The sequence below is a fragment of the Prevotella sp. P3-92 genome (genome assembly GCF_002251205.1).
Classification (GTDB): Bacteria; Bacteroidota; Bacteroidia; order Bacteroidales; family Bacteroidaceae; genus Prevotella.
Map to the genome: position 1 here is coordinate 94,222 of NZ_NPJE01000056.1, position 15,549 is coordinate 109,770.

11 protein-coding genes are annotated in these 15,549 nt (G+C 36.0%); all 11 read right to left on the reverse strand.

The features are described 5' to 3' along the window. Positions 1-5: 5 nt before the first annotated feature. Positions 6-1,553: an Hsp70 family protein gene (locus CIK93_RS08070; protein WP_094399503.1), complete on the reverse strand. Its 1,548-nt coding sequence runs from the start codon at positions 1,551-1,553 to the stop codon at positions 6-8. 5 nt (positions 1,554-1,558) lie between these two features. Next, positions 1,559-2,512, reverse strand: a complete 954-nt coding sequence (locus CIK93_RS08075; protein ID WP_094399505.1) for a hypothetical protein — start codon at positions 2,510-2,512, stop codon at positions 1,559-1,561. Between the two features lie 2 nt (positions 2,513-2,514). Next, positions 2,515-3,201 (reverse strand): hypothetical protein, encoded by a 687-nt coding sequence (locus CIK93_RS08080; protein ID WP_094399507.1) that lies wholly within the window; start codon positions 3,199-3,201, stop codon positions 2,515-2,517. Continuing rightward, the gene (locus CIK93_RS08085; RefSeq protein ID WP_094399509.1) at positions 3,198-5,042 is read right to left on the reverse strand and encodes an AAA family ATPase; all 1,845 of its coding nucleotides are present in this window, start codon (positions 5,040-5,042) and stop codon (positions 3,198-3,200) included. The genes CIK93_RS08080 and CIK93_RS08085 overlap by 4 nt, the downstream gene beginning before the upstream one ends. Continuing rightward, a complete protein-coding gene (locus CIK93_RS08090) occupies positions 5,039-5,707 on the reverse strand; it encodes a hypothetical protein (RefSeq protein ID WP_094399511.1) in 669 nt (222 codons plus the stop codon). The genes CIK93_RS08085 and CIK93_RS08090 overlap by 4 nt, the downstream gene beginning before the upstream one ends. Positions 5,708-5,712: 5 nt before the next feature. After that, the gene (locus CIK93_RS08095) at positions 5,713-6,267 is read right to left on the reverse strand and encodes a hypothetical protein (RefSeq protein ID WP_094399513.1); all 555 of its coding nucleotides are present in this window, start codon (positions 6,265-6,267) and stop codon (positions 5,713-5,715) included. Continuing rightward, positions 6,264-9,308 (reverse strand): DUF4407 domain-containing protein, encoded by a 3,045-nt coding sequence (locus tag CIK93_RS08100; protein WP_094399515.1) that lies wholly within the window; start codon positions 9,306-9,308, stop codon positions 6,264-6,266. Before CIK93_RS08100 ends, CIK93_RS08095 begins: the two co-directional genes overlap by 4 nt. A gap of 6 nt (positions 9,309-9,314) precedes the next feature. Next, a complete protein-coding gene (locus CIK93_RS08105; RefSeq protein ID WP_094399517.1) occupies positions 9,315-11,939 on the reverse strand; it encodes a hypothetical protein in 2,625 nt (874 codons plus the stop codon). A 31-nt stretch (positions 11,940-11,970) separates the two neighbouring features. Beyond that, entirely contained in the window at positions 11,971-13,521 is a 1,551-nt protein-coding gene (locus CIK93_RS08110; protein ID WP_094399519.1) for a ribosomal protein L7/L12, read from the reverse strand. Between the two features lie 101 nt (positions 13,522-13,622). Then, entirely contained in the window at positions 13,623-15,365 is a 1,743-nt protein-coding gene (locus CIK93_RS08115; protein WP_094399521.1) for a GNAT family N-acetyltransferase, read from the reverse strand. Positions 15,366-15,371: 6 nt separating this feature from the next. Further along, complete coding sequence (locus CIK93_RS13780; protein ID WP_170935015.1) at positions 15,372-15,548, reverse strand: hypothetical protein; 177 nt, start codon at positions 15,546-15,548, stop codon at positions 15,372-15,374. Position 15,549: the final 1 nt, after the last annotated feature.

The following is a 15,549-nucleotide window of genomic DNA, read 5'->3' on the forward strand; positions in this document are numbered from 1 at the left end:
ATAAACTACTTTTCTTTGTTAATCATTTTATTTATTGTCTCTTTTGTTTGTTGAATTATTATTTCTTCAGCTATCTCTTTTGCCTGAAAAGAAAGAATGTTTTTCCCACACCCAGCTTCAACGTGAACGATTCCATCTTTGTCCCTACTCACAATAAAGTCAACATCAGTTCCTTTAGGTGTGTTTGGAGGCAAACGAAGACTTTTTTTCACTAGAGGATTATAACAATCATAATCGATTTCATCTTTATTGCTATCGTTTTCAACAATTATTATATCCAGCTTTTCTTGATTATCTCGCCTTGTTGTCAAAGAAAAGGATCTATTATCAACAACGCAGTCATCATCTGCGTAGATGATATTCAATACTATTTCTTTTGCCTGTCGCATAGCTTTAAAGCCATATGACCTTGTGGTCTTATCATTTACGTTAATGTCATTCTTGCTCTTTTTTATCAGTAATCCTGCGTATTTGGCAGCACCTTTTGCTATCGCATAATCAGGATCTTCCAAAGATATCCAATCCTTTAGCAAACGATTATTGGAGATTTTACTAAGGAATTCTTTTTCAAGAGTTTTAATTATCATAGGCATTCTAGAAGAGCCGCCAACGAGCACAAATCTATCAATGATTGCATTATTGGCATTAGAAATTGCTTTATCAACTATCTCAACAGCTCTTCTTACCAATGACGCTGTAATTGTCTCAAACTCTGATCTCCTTACAGATATTATTTTATTGACATCTGGCAGCGTAATAGAAAACTTGGTTTCAAGGTTATCTGTTAATTCAATCTTTCGATTTTCTGCTTCGTGCATCAAAAGAGCCCAATATCGCCCGTGCTTATCTATTGTCTCCGGGTCTATATTTGCTTTTCTGAGAACATGAAGAACTAAAGCTTCATCCCAGTCCTTGCCACCAAGATGTACATCACCAGCAGGAGTGCCTAAAACCGAATAAGAATTACTTTTATCCTTTTCATATTTTACAATACTTACATCAAGTGTGCCTCCTCCTAAATCAAAAACCAAGATAGTTTCTTCCGGTTTGATATTATATGCAATTGCCGCAGCTGTTGGTTCTTGAAGTAATCCAAGCACTTCTATACCAGCAAGTTCTGCAGCTAATTTTGTCTTTTCTCTTTGATTGTCATTGAATGCTGCAGGTATTGTAACAACCGCCTTTGAGGCTTCTTTATCATTAAATATCTCACGAATAGTTTTATTCGCATTGTAAAATAAATGACGGAGAATACAAGAAGATGGTTCTATTGGAGATACTTTTCGGAATATCCCATTAATTTTAATGTCTTTCGTGCAATATTCGCTGTTCATTTCTCTTTTAACAGTATCTATTGCTTTCTCCGCATTAATCATCAATCCGTTTTTAGCTTTTTGGCCTACAAATGGAGTACCATCATCTTGAAATGCTACAACTGATGGGATTGTAGGAGATTTTTCTCTTTCAAAAGTAAGCATTTCGACATGCCCTTTTGAATCACACGATGCTACACACGAATAAGTCGTACCAAGATCTATTCCTAAAACACTCATATTTCTTACATGTATAGAATTACTGTCTCCTCTTTGTATAAGAAATCCACATCTGAAGAATTGATGCGAGGAAGAGTCCAATAAATGGCTGGTGACACAGACTTTGCAACATGGCCACTTAACTGGTCATCATTGGTTTGTATTGATTCGGTAGGATAGGCCACCATCCTTTCTTCATTATATATGTCGCCATCAGAAGAAGTAACAAATTTTATCTTGAAGTTTTTTTGTAATGCACGTTTAATTAACTCTACTCCATGTTCAATAGCACATGTCACCTCAGTACCTTTAGAACGGGAGTTGTATAATAATGTGCACATGCTTTCCAATATTTCAATCATGGCATCAAGACCTTGGCGTTGTACTGATTTAAAATAGAAGTCATTTCTATACTTTGACAATTCGTCTTTTAAGGATTCAACCTCGGCTTTATCATTACTATTATTCAACTCTTCTATAATAGAAGTCACTTTGTTTGATAATGCGTTTATCTGTTCTGTGATACCCAATAGACAGTCTCTAATATCTGTGCACTCTTTTTCCTCGTTATTATGGCAATACAACTGAATAAGAACTTGATAAAAATCATTATAGGTATAATGTTTGTAATTACCATCTACAGTTCCTCCTACAAAAACATGTGTATCTTGCTTCAACTGATAACTTGTCTTTGCTTCATCAATATTATTTAGAGGTACAAAACACATGTCATTAGACATAAACCACAGATACAGTTTCCCCTCAACTTTAATCGACTTTTCAAATCTGCTAACCCAATCCTTCTTATAATGATTATCAAAAATATCAGTAGAAGAATCTCTCTTTGATATATACACTATTTGAAAGGTATTCCACTCTTTGAGAAAAGAATCGTCTTGATACTCAAAAGTTTTTCTTAATTCTGTTCCATCGTAAACATGAACCAGATTGGTGAATTCATTGATAAATATACTAATCATAATTAATTGAAATTTTCTAAAATCCTTAAATGAAGACTTCCCAAAACTAAATGTGACCTGTAATCCACAACACCAGATCTAAAGTGACCATTAGACTCAAACCTAAAAGCATCACCTTCGATTACATGTAACTTGGGTTCCATCAGCTTTGAGACTTCTATCGTAAAATGTTTGTTTCTTAGCAATCTTTCCTTTGTGACAATTTGTTGGAATGTAGAATCTTCTGGATGGCTACCAGAACCAAAAGTATTTATACCATCGTATAAAACATAAACACTTGGCTCAATATCATCATCTGAGGCCAAAAGAAACCCTACAATCGGTTTTGAAGACGACCCTTTACTCCCAAACATTTTGTCAACGTTGTTGTTTCTTAACCTAAACATACGATATTCTTCTTCAATATCCGAATAGTGTTTTTCCCTGAATTCATGAAGAAACCTATCGGAAATATCTCTATCCATTTGTTTGAATTCTTCAAAAATCCTCAATGTTGAGAGAAAGGGATATAGCGTCCCCCAATCCTCGTGAAGTTGTTCTTCAATAGCCATAGATATATCATTTCTACTTTTATGTTCAGAAACCCATGATTTGATTTTCTGATTAACCAAATCTTGTTTAAAAGAATCCCAATCGCTATTGATTAAAGAAATTATATCCTCTATCTTTGTAAATTCATTATATTTCATGATGCAGATATGTAACCTTTTGATTTATAATCCGATATTAGCTGTTCAGAAGTTTTCTTCTTATACTTTCTTGACAAAAGTTCTCTCATGTCTGATTCTTTTGGTAGATTCTTTTGACAAGATGCAATCTTGTAATCGAGAACTATATCATCTATCGTCTTTTTTAGACTCTCTTCCTCGGATTTGGACTTGTTGTCAGCAACCTTATCTATTAACTTCAAAACTGTTAAATACTTCACTGTCTTGTTGTCTGACAAATTCCAATCCTCATTAAATGCTTGAACTATTAAACTGTCGATTTCTGCTCCACTAAAATTCGAACTCGACATTTTTTCGCATAGAACATTTATTTTACTCTCATTTTTAATTTGACCAGAAATGGTAATGACTTCATCTTTACCATCCATTAGATAAAGACCGTATTTTTTCAAGCATTTTCGGAATATCTCATTTGCTCCTTTTGCGTCAGGATAGGACAGATAGAATATTTCATCCCATCGTCCCTTTCTCAAAAGTTCAGGTCTAAGACAGGACAAGTCATTCGCTGTAGCAACAAGATAAACAAGGCTTTTTCTTTCTTGCATCCATGTTAGGAAATACCCCACCATTCGTGTGATGGTTATATCATTGTTCTGATCACTATTCCCAAAACCCGCAAATGCTTTTTCTATCTCGTCAATCCACAAGACACAAGGCTGCGCAGCCTCTGCCGTTCTTATGGCTTCTATCAAATTATGTTCACTTTCACCCACATACTTCCCCATCAGTTTGCCCAAATCTAATCTAAGCAACGTTTTATCAAAGATTGCCGCAATTGATTTGACTGTTTCTGATTTACCACAACCAGGAGGTCCTACTAACAAAACTCCCTTAGGCTTAGGCAAATTTTGAGGATAGTTTGATATATTATCAATGACCTGAGCTTGCTTATAAATAAACTGTTTTAGACTGTCAATATTGCCAATTCTGTCTTTTTGATCAGGTTGAAGGTCTATTACGTCTAACAGACTTGAATTGTTAACCAACTGACGTTTCTCTCTTAAGATATGTTCAGCTAAAGAACAGTGAGAATGTTCATATCTTGGATTTATTTCATCCTCTAATTTCTGAATGGTAGTTAGTACTTTTCTAATATCATACAATTGCATACCATGTAAAGCACTTACCAATTGCTTCCTGTTATGCTTAAAAGCCTTCTCGTCAGCAAAGAAACTTTTGCCAAATATATATCCATTGACTTCATATTTGCTTTTTCTGCACCACAAGTTTTCGGGAATCTTTGAATCAGAAATGCCAAGTTCTTCCTCTATGTCGTTTTGGTCTGGAGTAGGCACATGCACCACCGTGAAGAGTCGTGAAATCTCCTTGGGTAGTTCTGAAACAAAACAATTTGATACTATTATAATGGTTCTTAAATTGTTTACTTCTCCTCTCTCATATTTTTCAACGAATGACTGCAATAAGTACTGGGTCTTTGCATCAGTTAGTTCACTATGTATGTTTTTAAACAAGAAGATTTGGTGTACGTCTTTTACTATCCTTCTGTCTTTTACAGTCGCGTCTTCGGGAGCAGGTTTAGGAGTTATGATTTCCTTAATATAACCAGATAACCCATCACTGAACGAATCTGATATAGCTTTCTTTGTCTTGAAATTTATTGGACCATTGGCAAGGCTATACTCTAATATAGAATCCATATTTAGATTAAAATACTTTTTCTCTTTAGGAGATAGTATTGATTCTATAATTTCATCTATATATGTAAAATGATAATGAGGTATAAATAGTACCGGAGCTGTTTGAATACCTGCTATCAAATTGTCCTTAAATTGTTCTATCATAGTTGTATTAATTTAATGCTGTTATTATCTTCTACGGTAAAAGTCATTACGACCTTGAAGAATGGTAAATTTGATTCCGTGCAATCTCTTATTTTTTTTAAAATATCGTTGAAACGATGAGGATCTTCAACGCTATTAATCGAAGTTCGTTTTGTAAGTTCGATGAGAAAATCCAACTTAGACGCACGGTCATATTTTGAGAAGAATCTAAAACATTTGTCTCCTGCTACCTTGTTGTTCTCATTCACAAATTCAAATACTAGCACTTCATGATTATCAACCTCAATCTGTAGTAGAAGAAAAACTATATACCAAATCAACACAAAGAAAGATATCCAGCCCAGAATAGTGATGGGATGACTGCAAAAAGCTACAATAATAAGTACCAATATCACAGCAAATACTTTTAGTAGAGTTTGGTTTTGGGACATATAACGAGATAGACATAAAAGCATATTTGTCCAATGCTGTAATATGTTATTCCTTTCATTCATCCCATTTAAAAATATGTAACGAACTCTATTCATGATATTTGCCCAATACCCATATCTGACCGTGTTTCCTTCAATCCTACATAACAATAAAATATTGTATTTATAAGAATCTTCCAATCTGATGTAGTGTTCAAAAGATAATCTATCGAACACAGGCTCTGATATTTCCATATTATTTATTCCTCTTTAAGACACGTTTTAATAATCAAATCGAAGTTATAGTACTTATCAGTGTCTAACCCTTGAATCTCCTTTTGTGCGTTTAGCATCATACAAAGTGATTCATAAGGATATTTCCGCAACTGTCCCAAAGACGGAATATATTTGACTAAAAGATACCTCATTGACATTTCATAATATTGATTTAGGAAATCCCTAATAGTAATTATTGATGCAGAAAGTAGTATCTTGTCATCTTTTGCCTTATCCAGCAATCTTCGACCATTAGATGAAAAATGCTCTTTATATTGAGGCCTGTCAATAAAAAACAATGCAGACAAATCTTTGCCTTTAAATATCGGTAGGACAAAACCCATAAATGAGAATATTGAAGAAATAATATAAAATGTACATAAAAATAGTATCAGGTATTTGGAACCATTCTTCATGAATGGCTCCAAATATATCTGCTCTTGATAAAAGGAGATAATTATCAAGACAATTAACCATGGAAATATCCAAATGCTAATTGCTGTAGCACCTTCTATTATATGTTTTTTTTCAATCTTCATTTCTCGTCAGATGAATTTTCTTGAGAGGATGACTCAGAACCATTGTTTGTTCCATCATTTTGCTGAGTTTCACTATCGTTTTTTGCCTCTTCATTATTATCTGTATGCTCTTGTTGAGTATCTTTCTCGTGTAGCTGCGCATTAGGAGTAATCTTACTTCCTTCCTCGTCATCTTTCTTACCAATCATGGCATCTCTCATATCTCTATACCATGCTGCATAAGAAGCGAGTATAATGCGTTTCTTGTAATCCAAAACAACATCAAACACTTCTTTATTTGTTTTCTTAATGTCATCATTAAGCCCACCAGCATTTTCCCACTGAATATGTTGTTTGTAGTCTTTGTCTTGACCATTATACAAACCATCTTTAGAAGTTGAGAATTTCATAAGTTTTCGATACATTTTTCCCATAATGAATGGTGAGAGTGATTTAAGTTCTCCCTTCTCGATGTTTCTCAACATCCTTGCAAGACTCAATCGTATTTTATCCTGAGCAAGGAGTTTCTCTTGATGTAGATAATTGTCATATACGCCATCTGCTAGCATCATCTTATATAGTACAGGAGAAATATCTATGAGAATAAAAAGTAACATGATTAAACCTATAGGTGTAGATAAGTAATATAGCAGACTATGTATTAACTCATAGTTACATCCTACAAAAATACCTACTATAAAAGCTGCTGATATTATAAACAAATTTTTTTTCTCCATAGACAATCTAGCGCCGAATACAAAAAATAGTATTACAAAACAGATTAAGGACAATGATATTTTCAGTCCCCAGTCAAATAATTCATAGTTCGATTGTTTAAATATGTTAAGAGCCGCAGAAGTGGTGGATAAAGAATCTGTATAAACATTCACTGTAGTGGAATCAATATTTGTCTGTTCGGAAGAGAACAATGGTACATAACCATTCATCGCTAAACTATGCAATGTAGATAATCGTCTTAACAAACCCGTATCTTGTTTGCAGACAAATTTTTCAGATTCGTGTTTTACGATTTTTGTGATTGTATCATTTAAATTCTTAGTTAAAGAGTCAAGTTTTAGCTTGTCTTTTTCTCTTTTATCTCGTAGTGCTATTTTTAGTTTGTTCGTATTATTGTATTCCGGATGTTTTTCATTCCAGATTTTAATAGCTTCATTGTAAGCTTTAACATCATTAACCTCTGTCTGTCCTGCAAAAACCCAATTGCCATTACCATCACCATTGTAATTGTTCCTGTTTGTTTTATAATCACTCTGCTTTGGATAGTCATCTTTTAGTTTTGATAATTCTGTTTCAAACTTTTCGATGGAAACAGAATCCCTGTCAATAGTATTTTTTAAATTATGAATATGATTACTAAGGCTCAAATATGCCTTTCTTCTACAATCTATCTCAAACACTTCTGTTTCTTTCTGTCTATCTACAACAATTTGTTGTTCAATAGAAGTTTTAAAGATTCGTAACTCTAGAGGGGCAGAAATTACTATGCCCAAAAAGATTGCAATAAGGATACGAGGTAAGCCTCCGAAAAATTCATCTTTACTGATAGAAACCTTTCCATCTGAATACATAGTATTGGTAATAAACCTATCAAGAAAGAAAATCATCAGCCCCCAAAAAGTTGCAAAGCCTGCTGCCGCAGATGTTTTTTCAATATCAAGCGAAAGTAGATACTCATCTCTAACCCCTAACACTAAAAGCATTGCAATGAAACTAGAGAACCAGGCCATTAGTGCAGTAAAAAGAATAACTGTACCAATACCGGTATATTTAGAATGGTCTCCAGGGCACATTCGGAGCAAACCTCGGTCAGCACCTGCACACCACCAAGAGAATTCCTTAAACCATCCAGCCCAGTTCTCATATATATAAGAACCGTTCAAGAAAAAATAGGGTACTTTAACTCCTTTAATTATAATTTCTCTTCGCTTATTCCCTTCATTACGAAGTTTATCAATGTCTTCTTGCCTTAACTGGACTAGTTTATCAGGACTTGTTCCAGAGTCAAGGACATTGGCAATAAGATCTGTATCAATAGTCTGGACAGGACATGTGAAATCTTTGATATTTAGATAGGAATGTTTTGCAGTGACATTTTGTCCTTTGAAGTATTCCTCAAACTCTTCGTACTTAGCATCTGGCTTATGATGATACTCCTTCCATAATTCAAAAGCATCCTTACCTCTCAAATCAACAGGATCAGTTTTATGCCCTTCTTTATCATCAAAATGCAACTCTGTACCATTAAATACAGGTTCAAATGTACGACCATCTTTGCCACGAATATCCTTTTCGGCTATGTGAGTACCTTTGCCTTCTAAGTCCTCTGTGAAATATATGGTAAACCCATCAAAGTGGGGATAGAATACCTTACCATCCTCACCTTTTTGGGTCTTCACAAGGCTGGCAATCCACTTAAAGAAATCTTCGCGAGTGCTATTTTTGTAACCAAGATCCTGCCATACTTCAAAGGCATCCTTTCCATTCTGTCCTTTGAGGTATTCAAAGAAGTCATCAGGAGTAGAACCAACTTTCTCCCCATGTACTTCTTTCCATAATTCGAAAGCACTTTTCCCGTTTTCGCCTTTAAAATAATTCCAATATGCCTCAAGAGAAACATCCGCATCAGGTCCTTGCCATTCCTTCCATTCCTCATAGGCATTTTTCCCATTCTTCCCATTAGCCCCTTTTAGAGACTCCATGAAATCAACGATAGAACCTTGATGGTCTTTTAGCCATAAAGTATATGCACTTTCACCGTTAGTACCGTTAATTGTCAAAATAGGTATTTCCTGCTTTATCTTTCCGCGTCTGTCACGTACTTCGAGTTTTTGCGTTTCATAGTTATAGACAAAATAGATAGCAGGATAGTCAGGAGCCTCACCAAGATCGGAGTCTTGATGAGGTGGCATATCCCTGTTTTTTCTATCACCATTGTTATTACTATTATTGGGGTTCGATTGCGAACTGTTATTTGTGTTATTCGCTGTTGTAGAAGAGGTGTTTGCTTCTTCTCCCCATTCCTCAAAAATATCTTGTTCCATAATAACTTATTGTTTACAAAGTTCTCTGAATAAATGTGCTACATCTGCGCATTTCGCAGTATCTTCTTTCTCATAGTTCTCTGTTACAACATTCTTGATATAAGCCTTGAATTCTTTGTACGGTTCAGACATAAATTTGCCATAATCATTTTGGTCTGTACAGAAAACATTGTCAAATAATGGAGTAACTAGATTAACATAAACATTGTATTCTTGGAATGTTTTCTCATATTTGTGTAAGAGATCATTGCGAAGAATAATATCTAACATACAAAGAGAATTCCATATACTCTTTGCTGCAGTAAACTCGTCTGTATATATTAGTGAGACGTTAAGAAGATTCCTCCTTAGTTCCTTGCCTGTTTGGTCATCAACGATTGATGGAAGGTCTATAACAGAATCTAAAAAATCCTGAATGGCTGAACCAAATGCGTCTGATTGAATCTGATTTGTAAAGTCCTGCATCCACGTAATTGGTTTTTCTTCTGATGTAACAAAAATATTATGCTTTTTCATTATATCCCTTACAACTACACACAAAGACTCTTTAACATCTGTAACATCTTTGTCTGTTATTCCAACTTGCTCAGATGCCAAGGACATTTTATCCCATATAGCCTCGTATAGTTGTTCTCTAGTATGAATAAAAAACTCAAGTTCTCTTCCTGTATAGTTGCATGAGTGTTTCGGGTCATCAACATTAAGGTTAGTCTTAATGCGTTTGATATTTGTAGCAATTGCTTGACAACTCTTATTTAAGTAATCTTCAAAAAAACTTCCTGCTTGTTCTATTCTTTTCTCTGCAGTGGATTTATCCAAATTGGAATTTACAACAGCTTTATTAATGACCTCTTTTTTGATATCAATCCATTTGATGTCAAGTGATTCTGACGAAATGATAAGCTCATTAATGGCCAATAATGCATTCTTGAACAGATTGTCGAACGCTGCTTTAACATGATACTGAACATCCTTAATACCATATACACTGAAAACTTCAGGGTCTTTTAGAATCGGTCTAACAGAATTTATTATCTGTTTACAGAGAATGGCATCTTTTTCAAAGAGTTCTGCTCTAAAATCCTTCAGTCTTTGATTCAATTCTGTAATAATAGTATCAACCTGTTCGTCAATTTTCTTTGTTTTGTCTATATCTGAGAATGAAGGTAATACATTAAGACATGATTTCAAGCTCTTTAGGATTTTGTTTTGTCCATTGATGCAATTTTCATATTCTTCTTGAAGTTTCACTAAGAAATAATTGTCAACGTTAGAAATGTTGTTTTCCAAATTGCCCAAAACTACATTGACAAAATAATCTACTATTGCTGTAGAATTCTCACGTCCTTTTTCAATGAAATTAATAGAATCCCAGTAATCCTCATTTAATATAAAATGATCTGCATTGCCTTGCATTTCCTTCCAAATCTGTTTTTGGAAAGACTCAACTGTATCATCTGTAATGTGAGCATTGTCTTCCTTATTACATAGGTAGTAAACCCAGTCTTCCATTTTGCGATCTCTGATTTTCGACAAGACTTTAATAAAACAAGAATTATTAATATTCTCGGCATTGTCATTATCAGACAAAATACGACATAATGCAACAGCGAGGTCAGCATGCTCTCTGACTATTTTAAGCAAATCTTCCTCGACACAAAACTTTGCCTCGCCAATCCCCATTGTATCAACTAACCTAATTGAGCCTAAATCCTCATCATTCACTGTTCTAAGAGGCCAGTTTACAATTGCTTCACGTACTGCTAAGGCACGACAATAGGGTTCCCCCGTGTAATCTGTACTTTTCTTGTAACTTACATAAGGAACTAATTTACCTTCATTGATTTGGGATTCGGTTAACGGCTCATCTACATGGTCAAGATAAGATGCATAATGAGAACAATTGTCAATATAGAATGTAAAAGTCTCAAAATATTTATCTGCAGTCACAATCGTATCAACTCCGCTAATTGTTGACTTTCCAAAATTATGAGAGTTGTATGATGAGTGAGCTTTTATCTTTGTACAGAACTCCCTCAAAGTGCATTTTGAGAAATCCCACAAAGGAAATTGTGACTTATTTTGCCTTTGAAGCTCTTTGTTGAGTTGCAGAACATATTCATTAATAATCTTATTAAATTCTTCAGTAGATAAGAATTTTATAATAGCACTTTTATCGTTGGAATTACAAAAGATGGTTCTAGCAGCAGTTGTTTTACCTTTACCAGAAGGTATGACAGTCTCAGGAGCTCCTGTAAGGGCTCTTAGAAATACACTTTTCCCGGTACTTACAGGTCCAGTTATACATACTTCAATTTCATCCTTTGCTATCTTATTTGCTATGGCTTCAAAATAACCTTTAGGCTCATAGGTCTTGTCATTGAGTACACCAACATTTTGACGAACCGACTTAATATACTCTATGACATCATCCTTGATTTCTTCCCATTCTGCTTTAAACTCAGGGTAATTCCTCAGTAGGATCTTCCAATTATCACTTTTAATTACTGTATTTAGCTTCTCTGCAAATGTGATAATTTTCTCTACACCTTGCCAGCATGAATTGTATTTATGAGCAATTTCATTTTGTCTGTTGGCAACTATTGATGATATTGTATCTGCTATAGGCATAATATATAATTATTTTATTTAACAATTTCTTTTATATAGATTCTCTGATTTCAATCACAGCTTGATACTCTTCAAGTGAATCTTTTAATATTTCCGTAGAATATCTATCAATTTTGCTTGCGATTAATACTGGGGTGTTGTCAACAAGGCGTTTTGCTTCTGGAATATTTAACCCAAGTTTTTCCATAAGAACTTTAGCGACAAGTAATTTTGCTGGACCACAGTCTATCAAATACATGTCATATTTTGAAGTCATATTGACACGATTGGTTTCACTTTGTTTATTGCAATCTGTTTCTGCAAAAGATTTTTGTGAAAAACGGAATTCACCTGTCAAAGCACTACACGCGAACCATGGATTTTGCTGCATTTTTGTTATTTCATAAACATACGAAGAAACCTTATTGAAATAGGAAACTATATCGATATCCTTTATTTCCAACATCTTCAAAAGTCCAATAGTATAAGGACTATTAGATGCGATACTGTCAGTTCTGTCATAAGCGACCTCGTTTGGACTGGTTGCGTAAGCAATAATTGTACCCTTAGGTCCATTCATTACCCCAAGACCTTTATAAGAATCACCTTTATACCAACTACGTGTAAAAGGATTGACTCTACAAGCATCTAAAACCAAGACTTTCAGATTACAATTAGCGTCTTCAAGTTTTGATAGAATATACGATGCTTTGTTACAATTGTAGTCAATATCTGAAGGCGAATTTAAGTCGGCATCAATAGGTACTAGATAGTTTTCACCATTGTATTGTAATCCGTGACCCGAATAAAACACATAGCCCACTTCTGCATTGTGTGACATACGACAAAAATCATTCAGACCTTCGTCAATTTCTCTCTTTGTCGCGTTACGTATTATTTTGATATCAAACCCCATTGCCTTCAGTTTCTCTCCAAGAGCATTAGCATCATTTATGCAATTTTTCAATTTTGTGGGCTTATAATCGCAATTTCCAATTAATAATGCTTTCTTCTTCCCTAAAGAAGCTGAATTCGTCACATTTTGCACATTATCAACATATATGGGTGTGATGACAGTTTGAGGTGTACATAACATATCGCTGATATTGATATCAGTCTTCTTGATACCTCTTAAAAGAATCCCCACATTATCTCCTTTTTTAGCTTCGTCAACTAACTGTCTAAAAAACTCAATACCAGAAACCACGACAGGTGTATTTCTACCGTTATGAGTCAACAAAGAGAGTGTGTCACCAACTTTGACATTTCCTGACGACACCTCACCTGTTACAACAGTACCCCGTCCAGCTATTTCAAAAATATCGTTAACGATAAAGGTAAATTCTCCAGAATTAATGCCAACAACCCATAATCCATTACAATAATAAGGATTATCATTATAAAATGCATCCAGTACTAGGACATCAAATCCGTTTTGAGATTTATTGAAACTTATTACAGACGCAATATTATCACCACCATTTTTCCCTAATAGTCTAACCGATTGCCTTGGCTTAATAAAACCAGACAACAACCGTCCTCTAACCAACATAGAACCGCTTGCGCCTCTTATGTCATGTGCATGAAAAATAAATGTACTCATATATTATCTTGATTTTTCTTATTTCTGATGCAAAATTAAGCGTTTTTGATTTGTATTACAATTATGCACACTTATTTACACTGTCATCTTCACATCTGTATTCAGGAAGTTTGTAACTCAGTGTTATTGTTCTGATAGAAGTACAAGAAGCTGAGCGTCTGTTCTTCCTTGACTTTATACCCACAACGTTCCAACACCTTTTGAGAAGCAATGTTATTCAAATCCACTTCGGTATGAAGTTCGTTGGTGAGCTTTGTGTCACATATATATTGAGTGGCCAATCTCACGCTTTCTTGCATGTAACCTTGATTTCTGTACTTGGGGTGCATGGCGAAGAAGATGGTGGGATTGGTTGACAAGTCTATTGTGGCAACGAAACCGATAAGGGTGTCGTGCTTCCTGATTCCCCAAAGGATGCCTTCGTTCTTTGACAGATAAGTATGGAAGGACATCAGTATCTGTTTGATGTCGTCGTCTGTTTGGGCAATGTCACAGAGATCAGGCAGGTATCGTTGGGTATCTGCATCTGAGAATATGATTCTCAGTGCAGAGATGTCGTTTTCTCCTATTTCATTCAGCGTGATATGATCAGACTGCAATGTGGGGACGGATGGCTTTGTGAGCATACCGCGCTCTGCCATTTCGCAGAACAGGAACATGTGTAACTGATGGTAGAGCCTTTCGTTGTGGCAAAGGAAGTCCCATAGGTCATCTGTGTATTCGATAGAGGTCAGGCACATATTGCACATTCTGACTGCCGGACAATAGGTACATCGGTTCTCACGCTTGCGGTAATACTCCTTGATCATCTCATTGGCTTTCTGCCAGTCAATGCCAACGTTGATGCTACCAATGCGGAAGCGGTCGTTGAACTTCTCACATACCGCCAACTGGAGATTGGCATCAATGTACAGTTTGGTGTTGACGGGCATACAGGTGGAGAGAGGTGTGCTTTCCGAGACTTCAAACACTGGTCTGTTCTTCCAATAAGCGACAATCTCATCAAAGAATGTCTGAAGTACCGACCATTCGGGATGCTGCTCGTAAGCATCGAGAAGCTGGATGTATTGTGTCTTCAGCGTTTCCCAATCTTCTTTTGCTACTCCTTGTAAGAAGTTTGGGGTCAATCCGCTGATGTGGGTGGGTGCATAATGCTGCAACACCTCGTCTTCATGCCATGCTTGCGCAATGGGTATCAGCATTGAAACTGATGGCAATGTCATCATCAATACGACCTTAGGGTACTGATTGAATGTGTTGCTATGCAGATACGCCAAAGCATTCCGTACCTTGGTGTATGAGCCATTGCCTTTGGCATCCACTCTGTGTGCATCGTGGAATGGCTGTGTGCCGTCAATGGAGATGGCAAGTTCCACACCATTGTTTACCAACCAATCAATGCGTTCTTCTGTCAACAGCGTGCCATTGGTGGAAACAGAGAAGGTCACATCGTCTTCCCATCGTTGCTGTCCTGCTTGTATGGCATACTGAACTAGAGGATAGTTAACGAGAGGCTCGCCTCCATAGAACGAAATGCGTATAGGCTTTGTGTTTGCCGTCTTGTCGATGAAGTCGTAGATGGCTTGAATGTCGCCCTCACATAGTGTCCGGCTGTTGTGGCTATGGTTGCCCTTATACTCGCCTGAGTAACAGCAATAGGTGCAGCGGAGATTGCATTGCTCTGTCGTGGCAATGATGAACATATAGACCTCTGGCATCGAGGAAAATTCACTCGGAGGCGTAAACGTCCAGGCATAACGGCTGTCATCTACGACACCCTGAACGATTTCGTTGGTCTGCCGTAGATAAGAATAGCTGTTATTATGGAGCGTCGTGATGTTCATCTTTGCTTATCTGTTACCGCATCGTTGAGCTGAGCAATGTCCGCAACTGAGGCAACGGGCTTGACAGGCTGCCATGCCCATAGCCTTGACGGCTTCTCTCTTCAGGTCATTAGCAATCTTGTTGAAGTTGAGAACGGCAAGGATATTATCGTTTGCAGGAAGTGCAAAGGTCTGTGTATTCATA